The organism is Blautia acetigignens (genome assembly GCF_025566865.1).
Taxonomy (GTDB): Bacteria; Bacillota; Clostridia; order Lachnospirales; family Lachnospiraceae; genus Blautia_A; species Blautia_A acetigignens.
Genome location: NZ_JAOQJM010000002.1, coordinates 23,994 through 49,861, shown reverse-complemented (window position 1 = coordinate 49,861; position 25,868 = coordinate 23,994). Strand labels below are relative to the sequence as shown.

Sequence of the window (25,868 nt, the reverse complement as noted above, 5' to 3'; positions counted from 1 at the left end):
GTGCTTGAGAAGGAAAAAGGGACTGGCTGACAGGTGGCCAGTCCTATTTATGCTTTGATCGCAGCAGCCACTTCTGATCAATTTTTCTTACTTCATTGTCAGGAAAACGAATGTGCAGTCTGACGGAATTTGGAAGCTGAATTACTTCTTCCACAATGCCTTCGCCAAATTTCGGATGTGCTACCACATCATTGACCTGAAATTTGATTTCGCTGTGCCTGGTACTCTGGTAAGCCTGTTCCCGGCGGTAAGTGTCACGAATCTGAACTGTTTTATCGTGAATTGGATTTTTTAGCGCCTTGTCATAATCGTGCTTTAACAGGCTTTCTCCGATTTTATAATAAGGGGTTGGTGCGGCGCCTACAAGTGAACAGCAGTATTTCCAGGCACTTCCGTGCTTGCCGGACTGCCAGTTATACTGTGCAGGGATTTTCATATTGTATTGCATATAATGGGCGTATTCGTGTTTGTAGAGATCCAGACGGTCTTCTTTAGAGAGTGGCTTTTTTACTGCATAGCCGATGAACAGCAGGGAAAAATAAAAGCTTTCCTTCTCGTGGGCAGAAGCCGGTGTATAAGAGCCAAGTAAAGCTTCATCGTAGCCGAAGCGAATGGGTACAGAAGCTCCCCGAAGACCAAACTTGCGGTCAAGGGTCTGGAACAAAGCACGAATCTGTGCTTCGTGGATTGTTGTTTCATTATCAAGAAGTTTACGTATGGATGGATCAATGTTCATGCAGATACTCCTTTATATATTGAAAGTATAAACTACAGGTATAATTTGTAAGTCAGAGCCTTTTTCAGACACGCTCTAATAATAAAGCAAAAAAATAGATGCTGCAATTCGCAACATCTATAGTAGCGAGAGGGGGATTCGAACCCTCGACACCGCGGGTATGAACCGCGTGCTCTAGCCAACTGAGCTATCTCGCCATATTCAGTTTAAAAAGATTTGCTGAAAAGTCTGTGCGTATAAAAGACTATCAGCAAAGTAGCGAGAGGGGGATTCGAACCCTCGACACCGCGGGTATGAACCGCGTGCTCTAGCCAACTGAGCTATCTCGCCATATTAATTTCATAAGTATGGGGCCTATAGGGCTCGAACCTATGACCCTCTGCTTGTAAGGCAGATGCTCTCCCAGCTGAGCTAAGACCCCATATACAATCTGTGAAGATTTATCTCTCTTCCGCAGCTCGCTTTGCTATTATACTATCAACTGTCGCAAATTGTCAACAGCTTTTTTTAAAAAAGTTGAAATTTTTTTGAAAGTTTTTTCGAATACAAAATAAGCCTTTTATTTTGGGTCCTTATTTGCAAAGGGAATATGCAAACAAGGCAAGCTAGGTTCTTTTCAAAATCAAGTTAAGTGTTATACTGTGCTTGTAAACAAAAAGCCGGGGACCATAATTGCGACCAGCCTTCTGATTCCGGAGTTTTTTCAAACCGGCTCTGAAGAAGGAAAGATTGGCGATACGAGAAAAGGAGAAGATGGTATGAAGATTTTAGATTCCAAATTTATGAAGGGCTTTATTAAAATGGCAGACGATGGTTTCCAGCAGGGCTGGCACGAGAGAAACGGCGGAAACTTAAGCTATCGTCTGAAAAATGAGGAAGTAGAAATGATCCGCCCCCGTCTGAATGCACCGGGAGAGTGGCAGCCAATCGGCACAGAGGTGCCGGGACTTGCAGGAGAGTTTTTCCTGGTAACCGGAAGCGGCAAATATTTCCGAAATATAGCAGTAGACCCGGAAGCATGCCTGGCTATTATCGAGCTGGACGACAAGGGCGTTAATTACAGAATCCGCTGGGGCCTTGTAGAAGGCGGCCGCCCAACCAGTGAGCTTCCCACCCACCTGATGAACCACGAAGTAAAGAAAAAGCTGACAAATGGAAAGCATCGTGTTATTTATCACGCACATACCACAAACACCATTGCGCTTACCTTTGTGCTTCCTCTGGATGACAAGGTATTTACAAGAGAGCTGTGGGAGTCTGCGACAGAGTGCCCGGTAGTTTTCCCAGATGGTGTAGGCGTTGTTGGCTGGATGGTGCCAGGCGGAAGAGAGATCGCAATAAAGACTGCAGAGCTGATGAAAAAATATGATGTTGTCATCTGGGCACATCACGGAATGTTCTGCTCCGGAGAGGACTTTGACCTGACCTTTGGTCTTCTTCACACAGTAGAGAAGTCCGCTGAGATCCTGGTAAAGGTAATGTCCATGGCTCCACGTAAGCTGCAGACCATCACACCAGATGATTTCCGGGCAGTAGCAAAAGATTTCCACGTAACTCTGCCGGAAGAATTCCTTTACGAAAAAGAGCAGTAAATCCATATAAGACCTGTCTGAGGCAAGCTTCAATGCTCCTTTGGACAGGTTTTTTATTTGCAAAAAATTGTAAAAGATATAAAAATACTTGACAATTAATTTTTTCTGTGCTATTTTATATAAAAATTCAATTTAGCAGACTAAACCGTTGAAGCGGGGATAAAGATGATCGTGCACCCACAGAGAGTCCGGGAGGCTGAGAGCCGGATGGTAATGCAGTTTATCAAATGGGCCGCTGAGGGCGCATTGAAAGGCGGACAGGAAGCAGAACAGGGCAGACTTAGAAATGGCCAAGAGAGTTTTGCATCAGATGCCAAGTAGCGTGCGACGTAAGACATACGTCAGTTGTCAGGAGTATGATAGTATTCCGTTAAGAGCACGATTGATTGATCGTGAATCAAGGTGGCACCGCGGGTGAGTATATTATGGGACCCGTCCTTGACAGACTTAGAAGTTCTGTCAAGGACGGGTCTTTTCTATTGTCACATTAGTATATACGGAGGTGTTAAAAGATGTATCCAACATTTGACGAGATCAGAGAAATGGCAGCAGCAGGAACCTACAAAAGAATTCCGGTCTGCAAAGAGTTGTACGCAGACAGCTACACCCCGGTGGAGATGATGCGGATCCTTCACAAAGCCAGTCATCACTGCTATCTGCTGGAAAGTGCCAGCCAGAATGAGGTATGGGGCAGATATTCCTTTCTGGGATATGATCCTTCCATGGAAATTACCTGCACAGACGGTACCTTAAGAATCCGCAGAACAAAAGAAGCAATGGAAGCCGGGGAAAACGGAACAGACAGTTCTGTGGAGGAAATCCGGCAGGTCACTCATCCAGGCGATGCCATCCGTGAGATCATCGAAAAATACAAAAGCCCGGTCATGGAAAATATGCCGGCATTCACGGGCGGCCTGGTAGGATATTTTTCCTACGACTACATTAAATACAGCGAGCCAAAGCTGAACTTAAAGGACGAAGAACAGCAGGACTTCCGGGACCTGGATCTGATGCTTTTCAACGATGTCATTGCTTTTGACCATTATCGCCAGAAGGTGCTTCTGATCACAGGCGTTATGACCGATAATCTGGAAGAATCCTACCAAAAAGCAGCTGACAAGTTAGAAGAGATGACCCGCCTGATCCAAAAAGGAAAAAAGAAGGTTTTCCCGCCTATTCAGCTGAAGTCCGAAATAAAGCCCCAGTTCCCAAAGGAAAAGTACTGTGACATGGTGGAAAAAGCCAGGCATTATATCCATGAGGGGGATATCTTCCAGGTAGTTCTTTCCAATCCTATGAGAGCGAAAGCAGAAGGAAGCTTATTTGACACCTACAGAGTGCTGCGTGCAACCAATCCATCCCCCTATATGTTCTATTTTTCCAGCGATGATATTGAGATCGCCGGAGCTTCCCCGGAGACACTGGTGAAGCTGGAATATGGAAACTTAAGCACCTTCCCTCTTGCTGGAACAAGACCCCGCGGAAAAAATGCAGAAGAGGATAGGGCCCTTGAGGCAGACCTCCTTCAGGATGAAAAAGAGCTGGCAGAGCACAATATGCTGGTGGATCTTGGAAGAAATGACATTGGAAAGATCAGTAAGCTTGGCAGCGTGAAGGTGGAAAAATACCTGACCGTGGAACGATATTCCTGTGTGATGCATCTTGGTTCTACCGTAACAGGCGTTATCAAAGAAGGAAAAGATGCCATTGATGCAGTGGATGCTGTTTTACCGGCAGGAACCCTTTCAGGAGCGCCAAAGTTCCGTGCCTGCCAGATCATACAGGAATTAGAGCAAAGCAAACGAGGAATTTACGGCGGAGCCATTGGATACGTGGATTTCACAGGAAACCTGGATGTGTGCATTGCGATTCGTCTGGTTTATAAAAAGAAGGATGAGATCTGTATCCGTTCCGGCGCCGGAATCGTAGCAGACAGCGTACCGGAAAAAGAATTTGAAGAGTGCCAGAATAAGGCAAGAGCAGTGGTAAGGGCCATCAGCCAGGCAGAGGAGGGATTGGAATGATTTTACTAATTGATAATTACGACAGCTTTTCCTATAACCTGTATCAGCTGATCGGATCTGTAAATCCAGATGTGCAGGTGGTAAGAAACGATGCGGTTTCCCTTGAGGAGATTGAAAAGATGGCACCGGAAGCCATCGTGCTTTCCCCGGGACCGGGAAGACCGGAGGATGCAGGAATCTGTATTCCTGTAATAAAAGAGTTTGCAGGCAAAATCCCAATTCTGGGCGTGTGCCTTGGCCATCAGAGCATCTGCGAAGCATTTGGCGGCGTTGTCTCTTACGCAAAGGAATTAAAGCACGGCAAGCAGGATGAGATGATCCGTACTTGTGACAGTGTCCTTCTAAATGGACTGCCAGAACGGTTCCAGGCAGCCAGATATCACTCCCTTGCGGCAAGGGAAGAAACCCTTCCAAAGGAACTGATCGTGACTGCCAAGTCAGAGGATGGAGAAATCATGGCAGTAGAACATAAAGATTATCCGGTATACGGCGTGCAATTCCATCCGGAATCTGTTATGACCCCGGACGGAAAAAAGATGATAGAGAATTTCTTGAAAGGAGCAGAAAAATGATCAGAGAAAGCATTATCAAATTATCCAAAAAACAGGACTTAACATATCAGGAAGCAGAAGAGGTTATGGATGAGATTATGAGCGGAAAAGCAACTCCGGTTCAGATGTCCGCTTATCTGACTGCATTAGCATTAAAAGGTGAGACCATCGACGAGATTACAGCATCCGCAGCAGGCATGAGAGCACACTGCATTAAGCTGCTCCATGACATGGATGTGCTGGAAATCGTGGGAACAGGCGGAGACGGATCCAATTCTTTTAATATTTCCACAACTGCTTCCCTGGTGATCTCAGCAGGCGGCGTACCGGTAGCAAAACACGGAAACCGTGCCGCTTCCTCCAAATCCGGTGCTGCGGATGTGTTAGAAGCACTTGGTGTAAAGATCACCATTCCGCCGGAAAAAAGCCAGGAACTTCTGGAAAAAATCGGGATCTGTTTCCTGTTTGCCCAGAATTACCACATTGCAATGAAGTATGTAGCACCGATCCGTAAAGAGCTGGGAATCCGCACCGTATTTAATATTCTTGGACCTCTCAGCAACCCGGCTGGCGCCAATATGGAGCTGATGGGTGTTTATGATGAGGCTCTTGTACAGCCGCTGGCACAGGTTATGGCAAACTTAGGCGTGACAAGAGGAATGGTCGTATTTGGACAGGACAGCTTAGATGAGATCTCTATGAGCGCACCTACTTCTGTATGCGAAATTAAGGATGGAAAATTTACTTCCTATGTATTGACTCCAGAGCAGTTCGGGTATAAGCGCTGCCAAAAAGAAGAACTTCAGGGAGGAACCCCACAGGAAAACGCCGCAATCACAAGAGCAATTCTGGAAGGCCAGGAGACTGGGGCAAAACGCCAGGCAGTCTGCCTGAATGCTGGTGCAGCACTTTATATTGCAGGAAAGGCAGATGATCTTGCTTCCGGAGTGAAGCTGGCAGAAGAGCTGATCGACAGCGGCGCAGCCTTGAAGAAGCTGGAAGAGTTTATTGAAATGAGCAATATGGAATAACATAATAGAGAAAGATTTTATAACAAAAATGATAAAATAAAACAGCAGTAGGAGATATCATGAGTATTTTAACGGAAATAGCAGCACGAACCAGGGGACGGATTGAAGAAGAGAAATTTAAGGTTCCAACAAGGGTCCTGATGTCACAGCTGGATTCGGAACTGGCGAAGCATGCAATGGAGAAGCAGAGTTTTCTGGATGCTTTAAGAAAGCCGGGAATGTCTTATATCTGCGAGGTGAAAAAGGCGTCCCCCTCCAAAGGGCTGATCGCGCCGGATTTTCCTTATCTGAATATTGCAAAAGAGTATGAGGCAGCAGGTGCTTCCGCAATTTCCTGCCTTACAGAACCCTTTTATTTTCAGGGATCTGACAGGTATCTGCAGGAGATTGCAGGGAATGTGAACATTCCGGTGCTTCGCAAGGACTTTACGGTAGATGAGTATATGATCTACCAGGCCAAGGCTTTTGGTGCTTCAGCTGTGCTTCTGATCTGTGCCATTCTGGATAATGTACAGCTGAAAGCTTTTGGAGAACTGGCGCAGGATCTGGGACTGGATGCCCTGGTGGAAGCCCATGATGAGTGGGAAGTAGACAGGGCGCTGAATCTTGAGGCGAAGATCGTGGGAGTCAATAACCGGAATCTTCATGATTTTACCGTAGATATGGAAAACAGCGTGCGGCTTCGAAAGATGGCACCGGAGAATACAGTATTTGTCTCAGAAAGCGGAATTAAAACATCTAAGGATATTCGTATTTTGTACCAGAATAGAGTGGACGCCGTACTCATCGGCGAAAACCTTATGCGAAGCCCGGATAAGAAGGCAGCGCTTGAGGAACTGAATAAAGACATTGTTTAAAAAGTGAAAAGGAATAGAACAATATGGCAAAATTAAAAATCTGCGGACTGACATGTGAGGCAGATGTTGCAGCAGTAAATAAGGTAAAGCCAGACTTCGCAGGATTCGTAATAGAGGTACCGGGAAGACGCCGGAGCGTTACACCAGAACAGGTGAAAGTCCTGGTTAAGGGACTGAATGAAGAGACCCTTCCGATAGGCGTGTTCGTAGATGCGCCGCCGGAACTGCCCATCTCATTACTAAGAGATGGAACCCTGTGGGCAGCACAGCTTCACGGAAACGAGGACGAAGACTATATTGAAAAGATCCAGAACATGACCGGAAAGCCCGTGATCAAGGCATTTTCCATCAAAACTCCAGAGGACGTAAAGCGTGCCCTTCGAAGTCCTGCCGACTATATCCTTCTGGATCAGGGAGCCGGCGGAACCGGAGAAACCTTTGACTGGGATCTGGTTCCCCCTGTAAAGCGTCCCTTTTTCCTGGCAGGCGGCCTCGCCCCCGAAAACCTTCGAACTGCCATTGCAAAGCTGCATCCCTGGGCGGTAGACATCAGCAGCAGCCTTGAAACCGATGGCAAAAAAGACCCAGCCAAAATCTGCCGGCTCTCTAAAATGCTGAAACAGATCAACACTCTGGAAGCTTACAAAAAAGAGCGCGAGGCAGATTACTAAAGTATAAAGGAAAGGAACAACACCATGTCAAAAGGAAGATTTGGAATTCACGGCGGTCAGTACATTCCCGAAACCCTGATGAACGCCGTAATTGAACTAGAAGAAGCCTACAATCACTACAAAGACGACCCAGAATTCAACCGGGAACTTACCGAACTTTTAAATGAATATGCCGGCCGTCCTTCCCGCCTCTACTACGCAGCCCACATGACCGAAGACTTAGGCGGAGCCAAAGTATACCTCAAAAGAGAAGACTTAAACCACACAGGCGCCCACAAAATCAACAACGTCTTAGGCCAGGTTCTCCTTGCCAAAAAGATGGGAAAAACCCGTGTGATCGCAGAAACCGGAGCCGGCCAGCACGGCGTAGCAACCGCTACCGCGGCAGCCCTCATGGGAATGGAATGTGAAGTTTTCATGGGAAAAGAGGACACCGAACGTCAGGCCTTAAACGTATACAAAATGCGTCTCCTTGGTGCCAAAGTCCATCCTGTGACCTCTGGAACTGCAACCCTGAAGGATGCCGTATCCGAAACCATGCGCGAGTGGACCAACCGAATTGCTGACACCCACTACGTACTTGGTTCTGTTATGGGCCCCCATCCTTTCCCAACTATTGTCCGTGATTTCCAGGCAGTTATCTCCAAAGAAATCAAAGAGCAGATGCTGGAAAAAGAAGGCAAGCTCCCGGATGCAGTCCTTGCATGCGTAGGCGGCGGCTCCAATGCCATCGGAACATTCTATCATTTCATTGAAGACAAAGACGTACAGCTCATCGGCTGCGAGGCAGCAGGAAGAGGCGTCAATACAGCAGAAACAGCAGCCACCATCGCCACAGGCAAGCTTGGCATTTTCCACGGAATGAAATCCTATTTCTGTCAGGACGAGTACGGCCAGATCGCTCCAGTATACTCTATTTCCGCAGGCCTGGATTACCCGGGAATCGGACCGGAGCATGCCCATCTTTATGATACCGGACGCGCCCAGTATGTGTCGGTAACTGACGAAGAAGCGGTAGAAGCGTTTGAATATCTTTCCAGAACAGAAGGTATCATTCCGGCAATCGAAAGCGCCCATGCAGTTGCCTATGCAAGAAAAATCGTACCAAAGATGAGAAAAGACCAGAGCGTTGTCATCACCATTTCCGGCCGTGGCGACAAAGACTGCGTGGCAATTGCAAGATACAGAGGGGAGGATATCCATGAGTAACAAAATCACAGAAGCGTTTGCAAAAGGAAAAGCATTTATTCCGTTTATTACCTGCGGAGATCCGTCACTGGAAATCACAGAGCAGCTTGTATACGCAATGGAAGAGGCAGGGGCAGACCTGATCGAGCTTGGAATTCCATTTTCCGATCCCACAGCAGAAGGTCCTGTGATCCAGGAAGCCAATGTCCGCGCGTTAAGCGGCGGCGTAACCACAGATAAGGTTTTTGACATGGTAGCAAAGATCCGTCAGAAAACAGCCATCCCTATGGTGTTCATGACCTATGCCAATGTTGTTTTTTCCTATGGAACAGAGCGCTTCATAAAGAAAGCAGCAGAAGTGGGAATGGATGGACTGATCCTTCCAGATGTACCTTTTGAGGAAAAAGAAGAGTTCGATACCGTATGCAAACAGTATGGTCTGGATCTGATCTCCCTGATCGCTCCAACCTCCCATGAGCGCATTACCCAGATTGCAAAAGAGGCAAACGGCTTTGTATACTGCGTATCTTCCCTTGGTGTAACCGGAACCAGAACCCAGATTACAACCGATATCGGCGCTATGGTGAAGCTGGTAAAAGCAGCCAAAGATATTCCATGTGCAGTGGGCTTTGGAATTTCCACCCCGGAGCAGGCAAAGAAGATGGCAGCCCAGTCTGACGGTGCTATTGTAGGATCTGCTATTGTGAAGCTGTGCGCAGCCCACGGAGAAAACTGTGTTCCTTATGTAAAGGAATATGTGAAATCCATGAAGGATGCAGTCAGAGAAGCCTAAAAAAATAAGAAGTGCAAATAAAAATTTTTTTGTGCATCAATATTCTAAAAAGAGTATAAAAGAGGGCAAAAGCGTTGACAATTTGCCCTCTTTTTTTTATAGTATCATATGTGAATCAAATTTTATGTGTAAAATAAGGTAATGAAAAAGAGGAATGAAGTTGGAGAAAAAACTGGTATTTATTTTTAATCCCAAAGCAGGGAAAGGAAAAATCAAAACATCTCTGATGGAGATTGTAGATATCTTCAACAAAGGCGGCTATGAAGTGATCATCCGTGCCACTCAGGCCCCCAGAGATGCCTACGAACAGGTGAAAAAATATGCAGACCAGGTAGATCTGATCGTCTGCAGCGGCGGTGACGGTACCCTGGATGAAGTGGTAACCGGAATCACCGAGGTGGGAAGCAATGTGCCGATCGGCTACATTCCTGCCGGAAGCACCAATGATTTTGCCAACAGTCTTTTTATGCCCAAGAATATGCTGGATGCTGCATCTATGATCATGGACGGGGAGATCTATAAGTGTGATGTTGGAAGATTCAATCATCAGACCTTTGCATATGTGGCTGCCTTTGGCCTTTTTACAGATGTGTCCTACGAGACCAGCCAGGATCTGAAGAATATTCTTGGCCATCTGGCCTATGTTCTGGAGGGTGCCAAGAGACTTCTGGATATCAAATCCTACCATATGAAAGTAGTGACAGAGAGCGGCGTGATCGAGGATAATTTCATCTACGGCATGGTCACCAATTCCAGATCCGTAGGCGGTTTTAAGAACCTGACCAAGGATGTGGTTATGAATGACGGCCTTTTTGAGGTCACCCTGATCGTACAGCCGAAGAATCCTTTGGAAATGCAGGAAATTATCCGGAATCTTCTTAGCATGGAAGACAATTCTGACCTGATCTATTCCTTCAAGGCAAGGAAGCTTACCATTGAAGCGGATGAGGCGGTTGCGTGGACCCTGGACGGTGAGTACGGCGGAAGCCCTGAGGTTGTGGAGATTGAGAATCTGAAGCAGGCTTTGAATCTTCGCCTGAGAAGTGCACAGTAGAGTAGGGAAAATACCTGCGCGAAAGGTCAGCAAGCTGCCCAAGATAAAATAAAACCAGTAATGTGTGATGAATGAGAGGAGAGGAACAATGGGAGATTATGTTAATGTGAAGGAATTATTCGGATGTGATGTATTCAATGATTCCGTCATGCAGGAACGTTTGCCGAAGAAAGTTTACAAGGAACTGAAGAAGACCATTGAGGAAGGCAAGGAGCTTTCCATGGAGGTCGCAGATGTGGTTGCCCATGAGATGAAGGAATGGGCCATTGAGAAAGGCGCTACTCATTACAGCCACTGGTTCCAGCCCCTTACAGGCGTAACTGCAGAGAAGCATGACGCATTTATCACCGCACCTATGGAGAATGGAAAGGTTCTTCAGAGCTTTTCCGGCAAAGAGCTGATCAAAGGTGAGCCAGATGCTTCATCTTTTCCATCCGGCGGGCTTCGTGCAACCTTTGAGGCGAGAGGCTATACAACATGGGATTGTACCTCACCGGCATTTGTAAGACATGACGCAGCTGGCGGAACCTTATGTATCCCTACTGCATTCTGTTCCTACACAGGAGAGGCGCTGGATCAGAAAACCCCGCTTCTTCGTTCTATGGAAGCAATCAACACACAGGCATTACGCCTTCTCAGACTTTTCGGAAATACAACCTCCAGAAGAGTAACTCCTTCTGTTGGCGCAGAGCAGGAATATTTCCTTGTAGATAAAGAAAAATATATGCAGAGAAAGGATCTGGTTTACACCGGACGTACTCTTTTTGGCGCAATGCCGCCGAAGGGACAGGAGATGGATGACCATTATTTCGGAACTATCCGTCAGAGAGTTTCTGCATACATGAAAGAAGTAAATGAAGAGTGCTGGAAGTTAGGCGTGACAGCCAAGACACAGCATAATGAAGTAGCACCTGCACAGCATGAGCTGGCTCCAATCTACGCTCCGGTTAACATCGCAGCAGACCACAACCAGATCATGATGCGCATTCTGAAGAAAGTAGCAAGCCGTCATGGAATGCGCTGCCTTCTTCATGAGAAACCATTTGCAGGACTGAACGGATCCGGCAAGCACAACAACTGGTCCCTTACTACAGACGATGGAATCAATCTTCTGGAGCCTGGCAAGACACCTCACGAGAATATCCAGTTCCTTCTGGTGCTTACCTGTATCTTAAAGGCAGTTGACAAGCATGCAGATCTTCTTCGTGAGTCCGCAGCAGATGTTGGAAACGACCAGCGTCTTGGAGGACATGAGGCTCCGCCGGCTGTTATCTCTGTATTCCTTGGAGAACAGCTTGAGGACGTGCTGGAGCAGCTGATCAGCACCGGAACCGCAACAAGAAGCAAGACTGGCGAGAAGCTTGCTACAGGCGTTAAGACCCTTCCGGATTTTATGAAGGATGCCACAGATCGCAACCGTACTTCCCCATTTGCTTTTACCGGAAACAAATTCGAGTTCCGTATGGTTGGCTCCAAGGATTCCATTTCCGCATGCAATGTAGTGCTGAACACCATTACAGCGGAAGCATTCAAGGAAGTCTGCGACATTCTGGAGAAAGCCGAGGACTTCGATCTGGCTGTCCATGACCTGATCAAGAAATATGCAACAGAGCATCAGAGAATCGTATTTAACGGCAACGGCTACGCACCAGAGTGGGAAAAAGAAGCACGCCGCCGCGGACTTCCAATTCTGCCGTCTATGGTAGATGCCATCCCGGCACTGACTACCGATAAGGCAGTGGAGCTTTTCGGAGAATTCGGCGTATTTACAAAAACAGAGCTGGAATCCAGAGCGGAGATCCAGTATGAGATTTATGCGAAAGCAATCAATATTGAAGCCAAGACCATGATCGACATGGCTACCAAACAGATCATTCCGGCAGTGATCAAGTACACAACGGTCCTTGCAGAATCCATCAATCAGGTGAAAGCAGTTGGACCCATTGATGTAAGCGTACAGATGGATCTTCTGAAAAAGGCAAGCAAGCTTCTGAAGGAAGTGAACAGTGCCATGAATAAGTTAAGCAAGCTGGTAGATCAGGTGGAGGCTCATCCGGAAGGACGTGAAAGAGCAGTGTTCTGCAGAGAGAAGCTGGTACCTGCAATGGAAAAATTAAGACAGCCGGTTGACGAGCTGGAGATGCTGGTTGACAAGGAAATGTGGCCGATGCCATCTTACGGAGATCTTGTTTTCGAGCCGTAAGTTTTTTAGGAGGACTGTACAGACAGTCCTCTTTTCTATTAAAGGGATAAAGTGTCAAAAGTAACAGGAGATTTCAGAATATATGAATGAGTTTGATTTTTTAGAGGAACAGGGTGTTGCAGAAGGGCTGATTCAGGCAGCAGCAGACTACCGGAAAGAGTATGGTGTTTCAGAAGAGGCGAAGCACCGTCTTATGAAACCGTCCCTTCCATTTTATGGAAAGGAAACCCTGGAAATGGGAATGGCTGCTATACTGGAAGGGGAGAATCTTCTTCTTGCCGGCCCCAAGGCAACTGGGAAAAATGTGCTGGCAGAGAATCTGGCATTTATTTTCGGACGTCCGGTGTATAACGTATCTTTCCATGTCAATACCAACAGCGGAGACCTGATCGGGACCGATACCTTTGAGGACAATCAGGTGAAGCTTCGCAAGGGAAGCATATACCAGTGCGCCCAGGAAGGCGGATTTGGAATTCTGGATGAGATCAATATGGCGAAAAATGATGCAGTTTCCGTGCTTCATGCCACATTGGACTACCGCCGTTCCATTGATGTGCCGGGATACGATAAGATCGACCTGCACCCTGCGGCAAGGTTTATCGGAACTATGAACTATGGATATGCAGGAACCAAGGAGTTGAATGAGGCGCTGGTGTCTCGTTTCCTGGTAATCGATATGCCTGCACAGAACGAGGAGACCCTTGGATTTATTTTTCACAGGATGTTCCCGGATGCAAAGAAGGAAGCTGTAGAGCAGTTTATCGGCGTGTTTATGGACCTGCAGCAAAAATCCATGAACAGTGAGATTTCCACAAAGCCTCTGGACCTTCGCGGACTTCTGGCAGCCATGAAGATCGTGCGCACCGGACTTTCCCCATGGCAGGCTGTGCGCATGGGAATTGTGAATAAGACATTCGATGTGTTTGAAAAGGAAATCGTGGAGGATGTGGTGAGAACCAGAATTCCTCTAAGCTGGACATGGGAAGATGTTTATGGAAGATAAGGCGAAAAAAGTTTCCCTGGAAATGAAGCCTTCCACAGGAAAAAGGGCAGATGGTGAGTCTGAGAAGCTTTTGGCAAAAGTAGTTGATCTTGAGGATGCAGAAGAATCTCAGGCCAAGTGGAATGACAAGGAAGAACTTAGAATTCAGGATTATCAGTTAGAACTGGAAAACCGGATCCGAAATCTTCTGTGGACCATCAGCGGGGACTATACCCAGCAGATGAAGCCAGATGTTTCTCTTTTTCTGCGCTCTAAGGACATTGCCCTTTACGACGGGATCAAGCAGGGAGCACTGGCGAAGTTTTTTGATAAGGATTTCCTGGGAATGTATCTGGTGAAGAAGATTTTTATGGGTGCAGATGAGACGGCTCTTACCTTTGTCTCCCAGCTTTGTATTGAGGAAGCCATTGGAGACCGAATCTGCCAGGAGCGCCCTGGAATCTGGGAAATGCAAAGAAGAGCCTGTGAGGATATTCTGGACCAGGAATATGAGCGGATGCCGTCGGCAGCAGACAAGCTTGGATACCTGAGGGTGAATATGCTGCGAAGAAGGATTGACAGAGGAAAACAAGGTGCTGCTGTTTCGAAAAAAGCTGCAGAAGACAGTGCTTCCTTAAGCGCTTCAGACCGTTCCAAAGGAATCTATCATTATATAAATATGATAGCTGGTGCGGCTGATGTAAAGGACACCATGTCCTTAATCCGCATGATCGATACCGTATATAATGAAGTGGCGGATCCTGATTTTTCCCAAAAGACAACTCTTGAGCAGGTTCTTGCTGTCACCGTAGAGGATCTGACAGAATTTGACTGGCGGGATTATCTTTCCGAGGAAATGTACGAGGATGCTCTGGAAAGCTACATGGAGCAGCTGACCTCCAACGCGGCAGGCATGGAGAATGCCAATGTGACCCAGGAGATGGAGGAAGAACGGCAGACAAAGCACAAGATTAAGGTGGTGCCGCCGGAAGCACTGGAAAAAGCCCATACTTATGTAGAACTGAATTTTGGCAAAACCTATCTGAATGAGATGGAAGAGAAGCGGATGAACCAGCTGATGTGCCGTGATATCCATGGTGACTGCAGCCTGTATTTTACGGAAGGAATCCTGAAAAATCCGGTAAGGCGAAATTACCAGTATGAATATGCAAAAAGGCTGAAAAATAAGAATATCTGGCTGTACCATGACAAACACCGGATCGTGAAGCGAAATATTGCCCTTCTCACAGAAATGCTGAAGAAGTCTCTGGTGATCAAAAGTGAAAGCCAGGAGATCCTTTCGGACCGTGGAACCATTGTGCCGTCCAGACTGTGGCGTCTTGGAAGAAGCGGCGATGCAAAGGTTTTCAAGCGGGAATTAAAAGGAGATTCCTCAGATTTCGTGGTGGATGTGCTGATCGATGCCAGCGGTTCCCAGATGAGCCGTCAGGGCGAGGTGGCGCTGCAGGCCTATATCATCAGCGAATCCTTAAGCAACGCAGGACTTCCCCACAGGGTGATGAGCTACTGCACCTTCTGGGATTACACCATTCTCCATCGTTTCCGGGAATATGACGATCCAAGAAGTGCTAATGAAAATATCTTTAATTATGTGACCTCTTCCAACAACCGGGACGGACTTGCCATCCGGGCAGCTGGCTATGGACTTCTGATGCGGGAAGAGGAGAAAAAGATCCTGATTATTTTAAGTGACGGACGCCCTTATGATGTGGTGGTAAACCGTCCAAATGCCAGAAATCCCCAGCCTTACCATGGAAAATATGCCATCACGGATACTGCAGCCCAGATCCGGAAGCTGCGAAGCCAGGGCGTAAGCGTTCTGGGTGTTTTTGCAGGGGAGGAGAAGGATCTTGCAACGGAGAAGAAGATTTTTGGAAAGGATTTTGCATACATCCGCAATATTACAGGCTTTTCCAAGATCGTAGGACGTTATCTGACCAAACAGCTGGAGGATGACGAATAAACGGATAGACCCTCCTGCGGGAGGAAATCACTATAAAAGAAGGAGTGTGACTATGTTTCAGAACAACAAAAGAGCAGCGTATCTGGATTATCTGATGATCATTGTGGGAACTGCGCTGATGGCAGTTGCCATAAACAGTGTTTTCGATATGTCCGGAATGGTAACCGGAGGATTTTCCGGTATCGCCATTCTGGTAAAGGAGTGGACCCAGGGCGTGATCCCGGGAGGAATACCGCTGTGGATCACCAATATGAGTCTGAATATTCCCCTGTTTTTGATCGGAATGAAAATCGGCGGATTTCAGTTTGTAAAAAAAGCCCTGGTGGGAGAGGTCTGTCTGTCCTTCTGGCTGGCTGTGCTGCCTGCTTTTGATCTTGCAGGAAATGACCTGCTGCTGGCAGCCGTATACGGCGGCGTGATCCAGGGAATCGGAATCGGCCTTGTATTTCTGGGAAGAGGAACCACAGGCGGTACCGATATGATGGCGGCACTGCTTCAGAGAAAATTAAGACATTATTCCATCGCGCAGATCATGCAGTTTATTGACGGCGCCATTGTCCTTGTTGGTATGTACGTGTTTGGCGTGCAAAAGGCATTGTACGCTATCATCGCTGTATTTCTCGTGACCAAGGTATCGGACAGTATGATCGAGGGTCTGAAATTTTCCAAGCAGGCGTATATCATTACCAGCAAGCCCCAGGAGATTTCCAGTGAGATCATGGAAAAGCTGGATCGCGGCGTTACCGGAATCCATGGAAAAGGAATGTATTCTGATCAGGACAAGCTGCTGCTTTACTGTGTAGTTGGCCGCAAGGAGATCGTTGCATTAAAGGAATTGGTGGATTCCATTGATCCGGATGCTTTTGTGATCGTATCGGATGTCAGAGAAGTTCTTGGAGAAGGCTTTATAGAAAGAAAATAGAAAATACATCAAAAATTTGTAAATTTTTTCTGATTTCCTCTTTCTTTTTTGGTGAATTTGTATTAAAATAGTTCCATGAATATCGGAATGACTTTTATTCATGGTGATATTGCCGCAATGCGGCATGTCCGTTTAGGCTGGTTTATCCGGCACACATATATTTTACAAGAAGGGATGGAAGGGTAATGATATCGAATCAGGTACTGCAGAATACACTTGAGGGGCTCAAGGAGATATCCAGGACGGAGTTTTGCATTATTGATACAGATGGCAAGACACTGGCGTCCACCTACAGTGATTTTGAGATTCAGCCGCAAGATGTCCAGGCATTTGTAGAATCCCAGGCTGCCAGCCAGCTTGTGAAAGGTTACCAGTATTTCAAGGTCTGTGATGATTATCAGTTGGAATACATTCTGGTTGCCCACGGAGAAGATGAAGATACTTATATGGTAGGAAAGCTTGCTGCTTTCCAGATCCAGAGCCTGATCGTGGCATATAAAGAGCGTTTTGACAAGGACAGCTTTATTAAGAACCTGCTGCTTGACAATCTGCTTCTGGTAGATATTTATAATCGTGCGAAGAAGCTTCATATTGAGGCAGATGTGCGCCGCGTGGTTATGATCCTGGAGCTTGAGCAGGAGAGAGAGCACAGCTCTATGGAGAGCGTGAAGAGCCTGTTCGGAGGCAAGAGCAAGGACTTTATCACAGCAGTTGACGAGAAGAGCATTATTATTGTCAAGGAGCTTGAGGAGAATGAGGGCTATGAAGAGATGGACAAGCTGGCCCAGACCATTCTGGATACTCTTGGACTTGACAGGGAGAATGATACCCATATTGCATATGGAACCATTGTCAGTGAGCTGAAGGAGGTTTCCCGTTCCTATAAGGAAGCCAGAATGGCTCTTGATGTAGGCAAGATCTTCTCACCGGAGAAGGATGTGATCGCTTACAGTTCTCTTGGAATCGGCCGTCTGATCTATCAGCTTCCGATCCCGCTGTGCAAGATGTTTATCAAGGAGATTTTCGGCGGCAAGTCCCCGGATGACTTTGATGAGGAGACTCTGGTCACAATTGACAAGTTCTTTGAGAACAGCCTGAATGTATCCGAGACATCCAGACAGCTTTATATTCATCGTAATACTCTGGTATATCGTCTGGATAAACTCCAGAAGAGTACCGGACTGGATCTTCGCGTATTCGAGGATGCCATCACATTTAAGATTGCGCTGATGGTTGTACGCTATATGAAATATATGGAGACTCTGGAATACTAAGAGACGGATTCCAAATGCACAGCCAGGGCATTTTGATGACTGCATCTGGTTTTTACAACAGTATTTTATGTGCCTGTCGTTTGAAGAAAGCGGCAGGCATTTTTTATGTGTTTCCTTTGTGAAATCCCTTGCGTTCTCCTTATTCTTTGGTATAATAAATGTTACTGTTCACTCCGTGCCTAGTGTACCGACAAGTTGATTTCCAGAACAATCTTGCGTCTAAATTTCTTATTTCTGCGTTGTCGTCGGTCGCCGTAGCCACCGCTACGCCTCCTTCCTCCGCCTTGAAATAAAAAATTTATCCTGCAAGATTGTTACAAGAATCAACTTGTCGGCACACTAGTAACACGCTTCGCGATGCCCAGAAAGACGAACCTTCTTGTGCATTGCACAAGAAGTAGCGTTTGCTGCGAAAACTTAATTCTCAGGTTTTCTGTGAACTTTGTTCACAAAAAACACCTCGCGGAACATTACCAGTGAATAGTAACTAATAAATTACTGCTTACAGGCAGGTGAAAAAATAAGGTTGCATTTTCACCTGATATATATTACAATATTGTTACATAAAAATTAAGAAAATAACAAAATGCTTATTTGAAGAAAAATGAAGGAGGATATCATGATTGATCTGATAGATGTGAGCAAGTCCTATGGACAGGGCCTGCCGGCAGTGAATCACGCCAATCTCCATGTAGATAAAGGGGAATTCGTGTTTATAGTAGGAAGCAGCGGTTCCGGCAAATCCACTTTGATCAAGCTTCTTCTCAAGGAACTGGATTCCACATCCGGTACTACGATCGTAAGCGGTGAGAAGCTTGAGGGAATGAAGCACCGCCGTGTTGCCAAGTACCGCCGTAAGCTGGGGGTTGTATTCCAGGATTTCCGTCTTCTGAAGGACCGGGATGTCTATGAGAATGTGGCATTTGCACAGCGTGTGGTGAACCGCCCGACAAGAGTGATCCGCAAGCGTGTTCCTGAGGTTTTGCAGGAGGTTGGACTTGCAGGCAAATATAAGGCATACCCGGATGAGCTCTCCGGAGGCGAGCAGCAGAGAGTTGCCCTTGCCAGAGCCATTGTAAACCGCCCGGATATTCTGCTGGCAGATGAGCCTACCGGCAACCTGGATCCGAAGACCTCAGAGGAAATCATGAAGCTGCTTGAGGAGATCAATGAGCGCGGTACCACCGTTCTGGTAGTAACCCACAACAAAGAGATTGTCAATTCCATGAAAAAGCGTGTACTGACCATGCATAATGGAGTAATCATCAGCGACGAGAAAGAGGGAGAATATTATGAGGCCTAGTACGATCTGGTATACCCTGAAGCAGGGGGTCAAGAACATTAAGAGGAATTTCATGTTTTCCATTGCTTCTGTTATTACCATGGCAGCATGTATTTTTCTGTTTGGAATTTTCTTTTCCATTGTAAATAATGTAAATACCCTGGCACACAAGGTTGAGGAAGATGTGCCCATTACCGTGCTTTTTAACGAGGGAACTACCCAGGAACAGATGGATGCGGTAGGCGAGCTGATCAAGGCGCGCCCTGAGGTGTCCAAGATTGAGTTCGAGTCTGCGGATGAAGCATGGGAGAAGATGAAGAAGGAATACTTCGGAGACGATGCGGAGGCAGCAGATGGATTTAAGGATGACAATCCTCTTGCAAACTCTTCCAACTACCGTGTATACATGAACAATATTGAGAAACAGTCTGAGTTGGTTGCATACATTAAGACCCTGGACAATGTCCGTGAGGTCAATCAGTCTGAGCAGGCGGCCAAAACCCTTGGCTCGATCAACCGTATTGTTTCTTATGTATCTGTGGCAGTTATTGTGATCCTGCTGATCATTTCCATTTTTCTGATTAGCAATACCATTTCTGTTGGTATTACAGTTCGTAAGGAAGAGATTGGAATCATGAAATACATAGGTGCTACAGATGGATTTGTCCGTGCGCCGTTTCTTCTGGAAGGTATGGTGCTTGGCCTGATTGGTGCAGGCATTCCGCTGGTGATCCTGTATTTCTGCTACAACAGTGTGGTAACTTATGTGTACACCAAGTTCAGCGTGCTGATGGGCGTTGTGGATTTCATTCCGGTAGGACAGATCTACCAGACACTGGTTCCCATTGCGCTGGCATTAGGACTTGGAATCGGTCTTGTGGGAAGTTTTATTACGACAAGAAAACACTTGAAGGTGTGAGAAATCTGTTTTACAATAAAGGCGGTTATTCGCATTCCGCCAGAGAATATGAGAAAAGATATGGGGGCTGCTGGAGAAATCCGGCAGCCTTTTTGTATAAAAAAGAGTGTGTGCTCGGGGTGGATACATTTAGGCAAATGATAGTATATGAATAGAACTTAGATAGCGAAAATGAGGAGAACGATAAATGGCAGATAAACAATTTATAAAGGGAGCCATAACCGGTGTGCTGTGTGCATCTTTAGCGCTGGGAGGCGGCTACGTGGGTCTGCAGAAAGCAGGGCGTGCGGGAAGCACGGTTTTGTCCGATGTGGCAGTGCCCCAGAAAATCAAATACCTGGAGGATATCATTGATCAGAATTATCTGGATGAGGTAGATGAGGATTCCCTGAAGGAGGGACTCTATACAGGTCTTCTGTATGGCATTGGAGATCCCTATTCCCGGTATTACACAGGGGAAGAATATGAGGAGGAAATGCGCGATACGGAAGGCTCTTACTCCGGAATCGGCGTGAGCATCACCCAGAATTCGGAAGGCGGAATTCTGGTAGTGGACTGTTATGAGGGCGGTCCGGCTGATCTTGCGGGAATTAAGGTAAATGACGTAATTACAGCAGTGGATGGAACAGATGTGACAGAAATGACTCCTTCAGAGGTTTCCGAAATGATCCGAAACAAAGAGGACGGAACCTCTGTGCTGACGGTTTATCACCAGGAAGCAGATGAGCCGGAAGAGATTACGGTTACCATCAGCAATGTGGAGCTTCCCACGGTTTCTTATGAGATGCTGGAGGACTCTATCGGATATCTTCGCATTACGGAGTTTACCCTTGTGACGCCCAAGCAGTTTGAGGATGCCTACCAGGATCTTCAGGCAAAAGGCATGGAGAAGCTGATTGTGGATCTCCGCGACAATCCGGGCGGTGTGCTTTCTTCTGTGTGCGATGTGCTCCGCCAGATTTTGCCCGAGGGACTGATCGTGTATACAGAGGACAAATACGGGGAAAGAAATGAGATGAAGTGTGACGGGGATACGCCAATCGACATTCCTCTTGCCGTGCTGGTAAATGAGAATAGCGCCAGTGCTTCCGAGATTTTTGCAGGAGCGGTGAAGGATTACGAAATCGGCACCATTGTGGGAACAACCACCTATGGAAAAGGAATCGTCCAGAGTATCCGCCAGCTGTCAGACGGAAGTGCGGTGAAGCTGACCACAGCCAAATATTTTACTCCAAAGGGCAATGACATCCATAAGGTGGGAATCACGCCGGATGTGGAAGTGAAGCTGGATGCCAGCCTTTTGAATAAGACAGAGATTAGCCATGAGGAAGATAATCAGCTTCAGGCGGCAATACAGGCGGTTTCTCGTTGACAAAAGGACTGTGTTGGATTAGAATGATAAAAGATTTAATGTGGAGGAACCATAGATGAAACACAATTTTAAAAAAATCGAGCCGAAATGGCAGAAAAAATGGGAAGAGCAGCAGGCTTTTAAAGCTGTTGACGGAAGTGATAAACCGAAATTTTACGGCCTTGTAGAGTTCCCGTACCCAAGCGGTGCCGGAATGCACGTTGGCCATATCAAAGCATACTCCAGTATCGAGGTACTTTCCAGAAAGAGAAGAATGCAGGGATACAATGTACTGTTCCCAATTGGATTCGATGCTTTCGGACTTCCGACTGAGAACTATGCGATCAAGACAAACACACATCCCCGTGTGATCACAGACCAGAACATTGAGAAATTCACCAATCAGCTGAAGAGCGTTGGATTCTCCTTTGATTGGAGCCGTGTGATCGATACCACACAGGAGGATTTCTACAAATGGACACAGTGGATCTTCCTGAAAATGTTTGAGAACGGACTTGTTTTCCGTGATAAGACACTGGTTAACTACTGCCCGTCCTGTAAGGTCGTTCTTTCCAACGAGGACAGCCAGGGAGGCAAATGCGATATCTGCCACAGTGATGTTATCCAGAAATCCAAGGACGTATGGTATCTGCGCATTACCCAGTATGCAGACAAGCTTCTTGAGGGCCTGAAGGATGTAGATTATCCTGCAAACATCAAGCAGCAGCAGGTGAACTGGATCGGTAAATCTACAGGTGCTTTCGTGAACTTCGCAGTTGACGGAATTGATGAGACACTTCAGATTTATACCACCAGACCGGATACCCTGTTCGGTGTAACCTTTATGGTTATCGCACCGGAGCATCCTCTGATCGACAAATATGCTGACCGCATCACAAACATGGATGAGATCAAGGCATATCGTGAAGAGTGCGCCAAGAAGACAGAGTTCGAGAGAACCCAGCTTGTAAAAGAAAAAACTGGTGTATGCATCCAGGGTCTTGAGGGCGTAAACCCTGTAAACGGCAAGAAGATCCCGATTTACATTGCAGACTATGTAATGATGGGATATGGTACCGGAGCTATTATGGCAGTACCGGCACATGACCAGAGAGACTATGATTTTGCAAAGAAATTTGGCATTGACATTATCCAGGTTATCAAGGGCGGCGACATCGAGAAGGAAGCCTACACAGGCGACGGCGAGATGATCAACTCTGATTTCCTGAACGGATATACCAATAAGAAGGACTCCATCGAGCGTATGCTTGAGGAACTGGAGAAGAAGGGCATCGGCAAGGCTGGTGTTCAGTACAAGATGAAGGACTGGGCATTCAACCGCCAGAGATACTGGGGCGAGCCAATCCCGATCGTTCACTGCCCGAAATGCGGTGATGTAGCGGTTCCATATGAGGAGCTTCCGCTTCGTCTGCCGAAGATTGAGGACTTCCAGCCAGGAGAGGACGGACAGTCACCTCTTGCAAGAATTGAATCCTTTGTAAACTGCAAATGCCCGAAGTGCGGCGGCGATGCCAAGAGAGAGACTGATACCATGCCTCAGTGGGCTGGATCTTCCTGGTATTTCCTTCGCTATGTGGATCCGCACAATACAGAAGCTCTTGCAGACCGCAAGAAGATGGAATACTGGATGCCGGTTGACTGGTACAACGGCGGTATGGAGCACGTAACCAGACATATGATCTACTCCAGATTCTGGCATCATTTCCTGTATGACATGGGAATCGTCAATACTCCTGAGCCATATGCGAAGCGTTCTGCACAGGGTATGATCCTTGGTTCTGACGGAGATAAGATGAGTAAATCCAAGGGCAACGTAGTAGACCCGCTGGATATTGTAGACGAGTATGGTGCAGACGCACTTCGTACCTATGTACTGTTCATGGGGGATTACGGCGCTGCTGCTCCGTGGAATGACAGCTCTGTAAGAGGCTGCAAGCGTTTCCTTGAGAGAGTTGCTGGACTTACCGATATTATGACTGATGAGCCTGCTTCCAAGGATATGGAGGTTAAGATCCACAAGGCAATCAAGAAGGTATCTTCCGATATCGAGGCTATGAAGTTCAATACTGCAATTGCGTGCCTCATGACTCTGATTAACGAGATCTATGCAGTTGGCAAGATCAGCAGAGATGACCTTGTAATCTTCATCAAGCTTCTTTGCCCATTTGCACCTCACCTTTGCGAGGAAATCTGGGAGACCATCGGCGGAGAAGGATTGCTTTCCCTTTCCCAGTGGCCGGAGTACGAGGAGAGCAAGACTGTAGAGGCTTCCGTAGAGATTGGTGTACAGGTTAACGGTAAAGTCCGCGGAACCATCGTAATCCCGAACGGATGCGCCAAAGAGGAAGCTCTTGAGCTGGCTAAGAAGGATGAGAGAGTTGCTTCCTTCTTAGAGGGCAAAACTCTTGTAAAAGAGATTTATGTACCGAATAAGATTGTAAACTTTGTTGCGAAATAATCACGCTGCCAAGTTATAAAAGCTGTTATATAAGTAGTGCAGAAAAATCCCCATCAGAATGAACTGGTGGGGATTTTCACAGTTAGAGCGTGTTTGTCATTGTATTGTTTGTTTTTAGGAGAGAAATTTATATGGAAGGTCTCAGCAAAAAAATATATCTTGAGTTATCCGCGCCGACGGAAGAGGATTCCCGTTCTGACCAGCAGCGCATTCTGGAAGCATTGAGTGCGGAAGGGATAGAGGAGCAGGTTCATATGCCTGTCCACATTTTGCGAATGATATACCCACTGGTTGAAAATGCAAAGTGGAAAATCACAGTATCTCTTGGCTGGAATGGGGAAAACTGGGAAATACTAGACATAGAGGCTGGAAATCAGACCGGGCATCATTATGGACTGGCGGTAGATCTTGGAAGCACTACCGTGGTGGCAAGACTTCTGGACTGTGTTTCCGGCAGGGTGGTGAAGGAAGTCAGCTGCTTTAACCGCCAGATCCAGTGGGGAACGGATATCCTTTCCAGGATTTTTTACTGTAAGGATAATCCCAGAAAGCTGGAAGAAGTGCGGCAGGCTACGGTGGACTCCATTGTGGAATGCATGGATAAGCTAGACGCGCAGTGGTTGGATGAATGCAGGGCAAAAGAAGCAGATAGAAAAGTACAAAGAAAGACAGAAGAATGCGATAATACAGAAGTGGATGGAGCCAGGCGAGGCGGTGCTTCGTGCCGAGAAGATTCTGATGCCGAGAGTATTACTCGCAGCTGCGTTTCGATGGTAGTTGCGGGAAACACTACCATGATTCATTTTCTCCTTGGAATGGATGCTTTCTGCGTATTTTACACTCCTCATGCAGTTCATGGGGACAGGCCTGGCTTCCAGCCTGCGAAGGATTTGGGAATTCCGATAAAGGGGTACGTCTATTGCTATCCATCCAAATCCAATTACCTTGGCGGTGATATTATCAGCGGCATGATCGATACCGAACTGTACAAGAAGGAGGAAATCAGCGTTTTCTTTGATATCGGCACCAACGGAGAGCTGGTAATCGGAAATAAGGAGTTCCTTCTCTGCGGCGCGGGGGCAGCAGGTCCTGCACTGGAGGGCGGCGTGGTGAGCACCGGAATGCGGGCAGACACAGGCGCTGTAGATGAGGTAAAAATACGGGACGGAAAAATCCTGGTGCATGTGATTGGAAATGAAGACGGGGAATTTCAGAAAATGGATTCTGGCAATAAATCTGATAAGCAAGAGGCATTAAAGAATGGCGGAAAACCTCTGCAAATAGAGGCAAAGGGAATCTGCGGGTCCGGTATTATTGACTTGATTGCGGAGCTTTTCCTGGAGGGCTGGATTGACATCCGAGGGAAATTTTCCCCGGAGAAAAGTCCGCTGATCCAGAAAAAGGAGGGGCAGTGGTGCGTGGAGTATGCGCCTGGCCTGCATTTTTACCAGAAGGATATTGACGAATTTATCCGTACCAAATCTGCTGCGCACACCATGGTGGAAATCATGCTTCGGGAATCCGGGCTGGAACTTGACCAGGCAGAACGGTTCTATGTGGCAGGGGCTTTTGGAAAGCATGTATCCAAGGAGTCTGCCATTACCATCGGCATGTATCCGGATATGGACCGGGACCACATTATAAATGCAGGAAACTCTTCCCTGGAAGGAGCGGCAAAGCTGCTTTTGAACCGGGCACTTCTTAAAGATATTGACCAGATTCTGGAAGAAATGGTGTATATCCAGTTTGCGGAGGTGGAAGATTTCCTGGAGCTGATGGTAGCTGCACAGGCATTGCCTCATACGGATTTCCAGCGCTATCCCACTGTTATGAAGAAAATACAGGAGCGGCAGGCAAAAAAAGAAAATGTGATTTCTATAAAGAATGACATAAATGTTAAAAAAATTATAAATTATTAGAAAAATATAGTAATTAATAACAAAATCTGCTATACTTGTGCCAAATAAAAGGACAG

21 protein-coding genes and 3 tRNA genes are annotated in these 25,868 nt (G+C 46.8%); 20 read left to right on the top strand and 4 right to left on the bottom strand.

Annotated features, from left to right (window positions below):
- Window positions 1-43: 43 nt before the first annotated feature.
- The 4 genes from OCV70_RS03045 to OCV70_RS03030 form a co-directional block, all read right to left on the bottom strand.
- Window positions 44-736 carry a hypothetical protein gene (locus OCV70_RS03045; RefSeq protein WP_262579189.1) on the bottom strand — a complete coding sequence of 231 codons (693 nt, stop codon included), beginning with the start codon at window positions 734-736 and terminating at the stop codon, window positions 44-46.
- Between the two features lie 123 nt (window positions 737-859).
- Window positions 860-933 (bottom strand) — tRNA-Met (locus OCV70_RS03040).
- A 59-nt stretch (window positions 934-992) separates the two neighbouring features.
- Window positions 993-1,066, bottom strand: a tRNA-Met gene (locus OCV70_RS03035).
- An 18-nt stretch (window positions 1,067-1,084) separates the two neighbouring features.
- Window positions 1,085-1,157, bottom strand: a tRNA-Val gene (locus tag OCV70_RS03030).
- Window positions 1,158-1,494: 337 nt separating this feature from the next.
- On the opposite strand from OCV70_RS03030, the gene rhaD reads away from it, so the two are divergent.
- The 20 genes from rhaD (at window position 1,495) to OCV70_RS02930 (ending at window position 25,812) form a co-directional block, all read left to right on the top strand.
- A complete protein-coding gene (gene rhaD, locus OCV70_RS03025; protein WP_262579188.1) occupies window positions 1,495-2,328 on the top strand; it encodes a rhamnulose-1-phosphate aldolase in 834 nt (277 codons plus the stop codon).
- Between the two features lie 165 nt (window positions 2,329-2,493).
- Window positions 2,494-2,649: a hypothetical protein gene (locus tag OCV70_RS03020; RefSeq protein WP_021924804.1), complete on the top strand. Its 156-nt coding sequence runs from the start codon at window positions 2,494-2,496 to the stop codon at window positions 2,647-2,649.
- A gap of 191 nt (window positions 2,650-2,840) precedes the next feature.
- Window positions 2,841-4,352, top strand: coding sequence for an anthranilate synthase component I (trpE, locus tag OCV70_RS03015; protein WP_262579187.1), 1,512 nt, complete (start codon window positions 2,841-2,843; stop codon window positions 4,350-4,352).
- Window positions 4,349-4,924 carry an anthranilate synthase component II gene (locus OCV70_RS03010; protein WP_021924806.1) on the top strand — a complete coding sequence of 192 codons (576 nt, stop codon included), beginning with the start codon at window positions 4,349-4,351 and terminating at the stop codon, window positions 4,922-4,924. The genes trpE and OCV70_RS03010 overlap by 4 nt, the downstream gene beginning before the upstream one ends.
- Window positions 4,921-5,934, top strand: coding sequence for an anthranilate phosphoribosyltransferase (gene trpD / locus OCV70_RS03005; RefSeq protein WP_262579186.1), 1,014 nt, complete (start codon window positions 4,921-4,923; stop codon window positions 5,932-5,934). Before OCV70_RS03010 ends, trpD begins: the two co-directional genes overlap by 4 nt.
- A gap of 59 nt (window positions 5,935-5,993) precedes the next feature.
- A complete protein-coding gene (trpC, locus tag OCV70_RS03000; protein WP_021924808.1) occupies window positions 5,994-6,791 on the top strand; it encodes an indole-3-glycerol phosphate synthase TrpC in 798 nt (265 codons plus the stop codon).
- A 23-nt stretch (window positions 6,792-6,814) separates the two neighbouring features.
- Window positions 6,815-7,462, top strand: a complete 648-nt coding sequence (locus OCV70_RS02995) for a phosphoribosylanthranilate isomerase (RefSeq protein WP_021924809.1) — start codon at window positions 6,815-6,817, stop codon at window positions 7,460-7,462.
- 24 nt (window positions 7,463-7,486) lie between these two features.
- Window positions 7,487-8,671, top strand: a complete 1,185-nt coding sequence (gene trpB, locus OCV70_RS02990; RefSeq protein ID WP_021924810.1) for a tryptophan synthase subunit beta — start codon at window positions 7,487-7,489, stop codon at window positions 8,669-8,671.
- Window positions 8,664-9,443 (top strand): tryptophan synthase subunit alpha, encoded by a 780-nt coding sequence (trpA, locus tag OCV70_RS02985; protein ID WP_021924811.1) that lies wholly within the window; start codon window positions 8,664-8,666, stop codon window positions 9,441-9,443. Before trpB ends, trpA begins: the two co-directional genes overlap by 8 nt.
- A gap of 154 nt (window positions 9,444-9,597) precedes the next feature.
- Window positions 9,598-10,497, top strand: coding sequence for a diacylglycerol/lipid kinase family protein (locus tag OCV70_RS02980; RefSeq protein WP_470255506.1), 900 nt, complete (start codon window positions 9,598-9,600; stop codon window positions 10,495-10,497).
- Window positions 10,498-10,585: 88 nt separating this feature from the next.
- Window positions 10,586-12,700 (top strand): glutamine synthetase III family protein, encoded by a 2,115-nt coding sequence (locus OCV70_RS02975; protein WP_173767654.1) that lies wholly within the window; start codon window positions 10,586-10,588, stop codon window positions 12,698-12,700.
- An 82-nt stretch (window positions 12,701-12,782) separates the two neighbouring features.
- Window positions 12,783-13,703 carry an AAA family ATPase gene (locus tag OCV70_RS02970; protein WP_021924814.1) on the top strand — a complete coding sequence of 307 codons (921 nt, stop codon included), beginning with the start codon at window positions 12,783-12,785 and terminating at the stop codon, window positions 13,701-13,703.
- Window positions 13,693-15,666, top strand: coding sequence for a vWA domain-containing protein (locus OCV70_RS02965; RefSeq protein WP_243280722.1), 1,974 nt, complete (start codon window positions 13,693-13,695; stop codon window positions 15,664-15,666). Before OCV70_RS02970 ends, OCV70_RS02965 begins: the two co-directional genes overlap by 11 nt.
- 52 nt (window positions 15,667-15,718) lie before the next feature.
- Window positions 15,719-16,588 (top strand): YitT family protein, encoded by an 870-nt coding sequence (locus tag OCV70_RS02960; protein WP_021924816.1) that lies wholly within the window; start codon window positions 15,719-15,721, stop codon window positions 16,586-16,588.
- Between the two features lie 185 nt (window positions 16,589-16,773).
- Entirely contained in the window at window positions 16,774-17,862 is a 1,089-nt protein-coding gene (locus tag OCV70_RS02955) for a PucR family transcriptional regulator (RefSeq protein ID WP_117852624.1), read from the top strand.
- 619 nt (window positions 17,863-18,481) lie between these two features.
- Window positions 18,482-19,165: a cell division ATP-binding protein FtsE gene (gene ftsE / locus OCV70_RS02950; protein ID WP_021924288.1), complete on the top strand. Its 684-nt coding sequence runs from the start codon at window positions 18,482-18,484 to the stop codon at window positions 19,163-19,165.
- Entirely contained in the window at window positions 19,155-20,063 is a 909-nt protein-coding gene (ftsX, locus tag OCV70_RS02945; RefSeq protein WP_021924287.1) for a permease-like cell division protein FtsX, read from the top strand. Before ftsE ends, ftsX begins: the two co-directional genes overlap by 11 nt.
- Before the next feature lie 187 nt (window positions 20,064-20,250).
- Complete coding sequence (locus tag OCV70_RS02940; protein ID WP_173767652.1) at window positions 20,251-21,435, top strand: S41 family peptidase; 1,185 nt, start codon at window positions 20,251-20,253, stop codon at window positions 21,433-21,435.
- A 55-nt stretch (window positions 21,436-21,490) separates the two neighbouring features.
- Entirely contained in the window at window positions 21,491-23,893 is a 2,403-nt protein-coding gene (gene leuS, locus OCV70_RS02935; RefSeq protein ID WP_117852629.1) for a leucine--tRNA ligase, read from the top strand.
- Window positions 23,894-24,024: 131 nt separating this feature from the next.
- On the top strand, window positions 24,025-25,812 hold the full coding sequence (locus tag OCV70_RS02930) for an ASKHA domain-containing protein (RefSeq protein WP_021925645.1): 1,788 nt from the start codon (window positions 24,025-24,027) through the stop codon (window positions 25,810-25,812).
- Window positions 25,813-25,868 lie beyond the last annotated feature (56 nt).

What these genes read in the sequence shown, in the direction of transcription:
- OCV70_RS02955 (WP_117852624.1), top strand. Translation starts at nt 16,774, where the DNA reads ATGATATCGAATCAGGTACTGCAGAATACACTTGAGGGGCTCAAGGAG.
- OCV70_RS02960 (WP_021924816.1), top strand. Translation starts at nt 15,719, where the DNA reads ATGTTTCAGAACAACAAAAGAGCAGCGTATCTGGATTATCTGATGATC.
- OCV70_RS02980 (WP_470255506.1), top strand. Translation starts at nt 9,598, where the DNA reads ATGAAGTTGGAGAAAAAACTGGTATTTATTTTTAATCCCAAAGCAGGG.
- OCV70_RS02965 (WP_243280722.1), top strand. Translation starts at nt 13,693, where the DNA reads ATGGAAGATAAGGCGAAAAAAGTTTCCCTGGAAATGAAGCCTTCCACA.
- OCV70_RS03010 (WP_021924806.1), top strand. Translation starts at nt 4,349, where the DNA reads ATGATTTTACTAATTGATAATTACGACAGCTTTTCCTATAACCTGTAT.
- OCV70_RS02940 (WP_173767652.1), top strand. Translation starts at nt 20,251, where the DNA reads ATGGCAGATAAACAATTTATAAAGGGAGCCATAACCGGTGTGCTGTGT.
- OCV70_RS02970 (WP_021924814.1), top strand. Translation starts at nt 12,783, where the DNA reads ATGAATGAGTTTGATTTTTTAGAGGAACAGGGTGTTGCAGAAGGGCTG.
- OCV70_RS02930 (WP_021925645.1), top strand. Translation starts at nt 24,025, where the DNA reads ATGGAAGGTCTCAGCAAAAAAATATATCTTGAGTTATCCGCGCCGACG.
- trpA (WP_021924811.1), top strand. Translation starts at nt 8,664, where the DNA reads ATGAGTAACAAAATCACAGAAGCGTTTGCAAAAGGAAAAGCATTTATT.
- ftsE (WP_021924288.1), top strand. Translation starts at nt 18,482, where the DNA reads ATGATTGATCTGATAGATGTGAGCAAGTCCTATGGACAGGGCCTGCCG.
- leuS (WP_117852629.1), top strand. Translation starts at nt 21,491, where the DNA reads ATGAAACACAATTTTAAAAAAATCGAGCCGAAATGGCAGAAAAAATGG.
- trpB (WP_021924810.1), top strand. Translation starts at nt 7,487, where the DNA reads ATGTCAAAAGGAAGATTTGGAATTCACGGCGGTCAGTACATTCCCGAA.
- rhaD (WP_262579188.1), top strand. Translation starts at nt 1,495, where the DNA reads ATGAAGATTTTAGATTCCAAATTTATGAAGGGCTTTATTAAAATGGCA.
- OCV70_RS02995 (WP_021924809.1), top strand. Translation starts at nt 6,815, where the DNA reads ATGGCAAAATTAAAAATCTGCGGACTGACATGTGAGGCAGATGTTGCA.
- OCV70_RS03020 (WP_021924804.1), top strand. Translation starts at nt 2,494, where the DNA reads ATGATCGTGCACCCACAGAGAGTCCGGGAGGCTGAGAGCCGGATGGTA.
- trpC (WP_021924808.1), top strand. Translation starts at nt 5,994, where the DNA reads ATGAGTATTTTAACGGAAATAGCAGCACGAACCAGGGGACGGATTGAA.
- ftsX (WP_021924287.1), top strand. Translation starts at nt 19,155, where the DNA reads ATGAGGCCTAGTACGATCTGGTATACCCTGAAGCAGGGGGTCAAGAAC.
- trpE (WP_262579187.1), top strand. Translation starts at nt 2,841, where the DNA reads ATGTATCCAACATTTGACGAGATCAGAGAAATGGCAGCAGCAGGAACC.
- OCV70_RS02975 (WP_173767654.1), top strand. Translation starts at nt 10,586, where the DNA reads ATGGGAGATTATGTTAATGTGAAGGAATTATTCGGATGTGATGTATTC.
- OCV70_RS03045 (WP_262579189.1), bottom strand. Translation starts at nt 736, where the DNA reads ATGAACATTGATCCATCCATACGTAAACTTCTTGATAATGAAACAACA.
- trpD (WP_262579186.1), top strand. Translation starts at nt 4,921, where the DNA reads ATGATCAGAGAAAGCATTATCAAATTATCCAAAAAACAGGACTTAACA.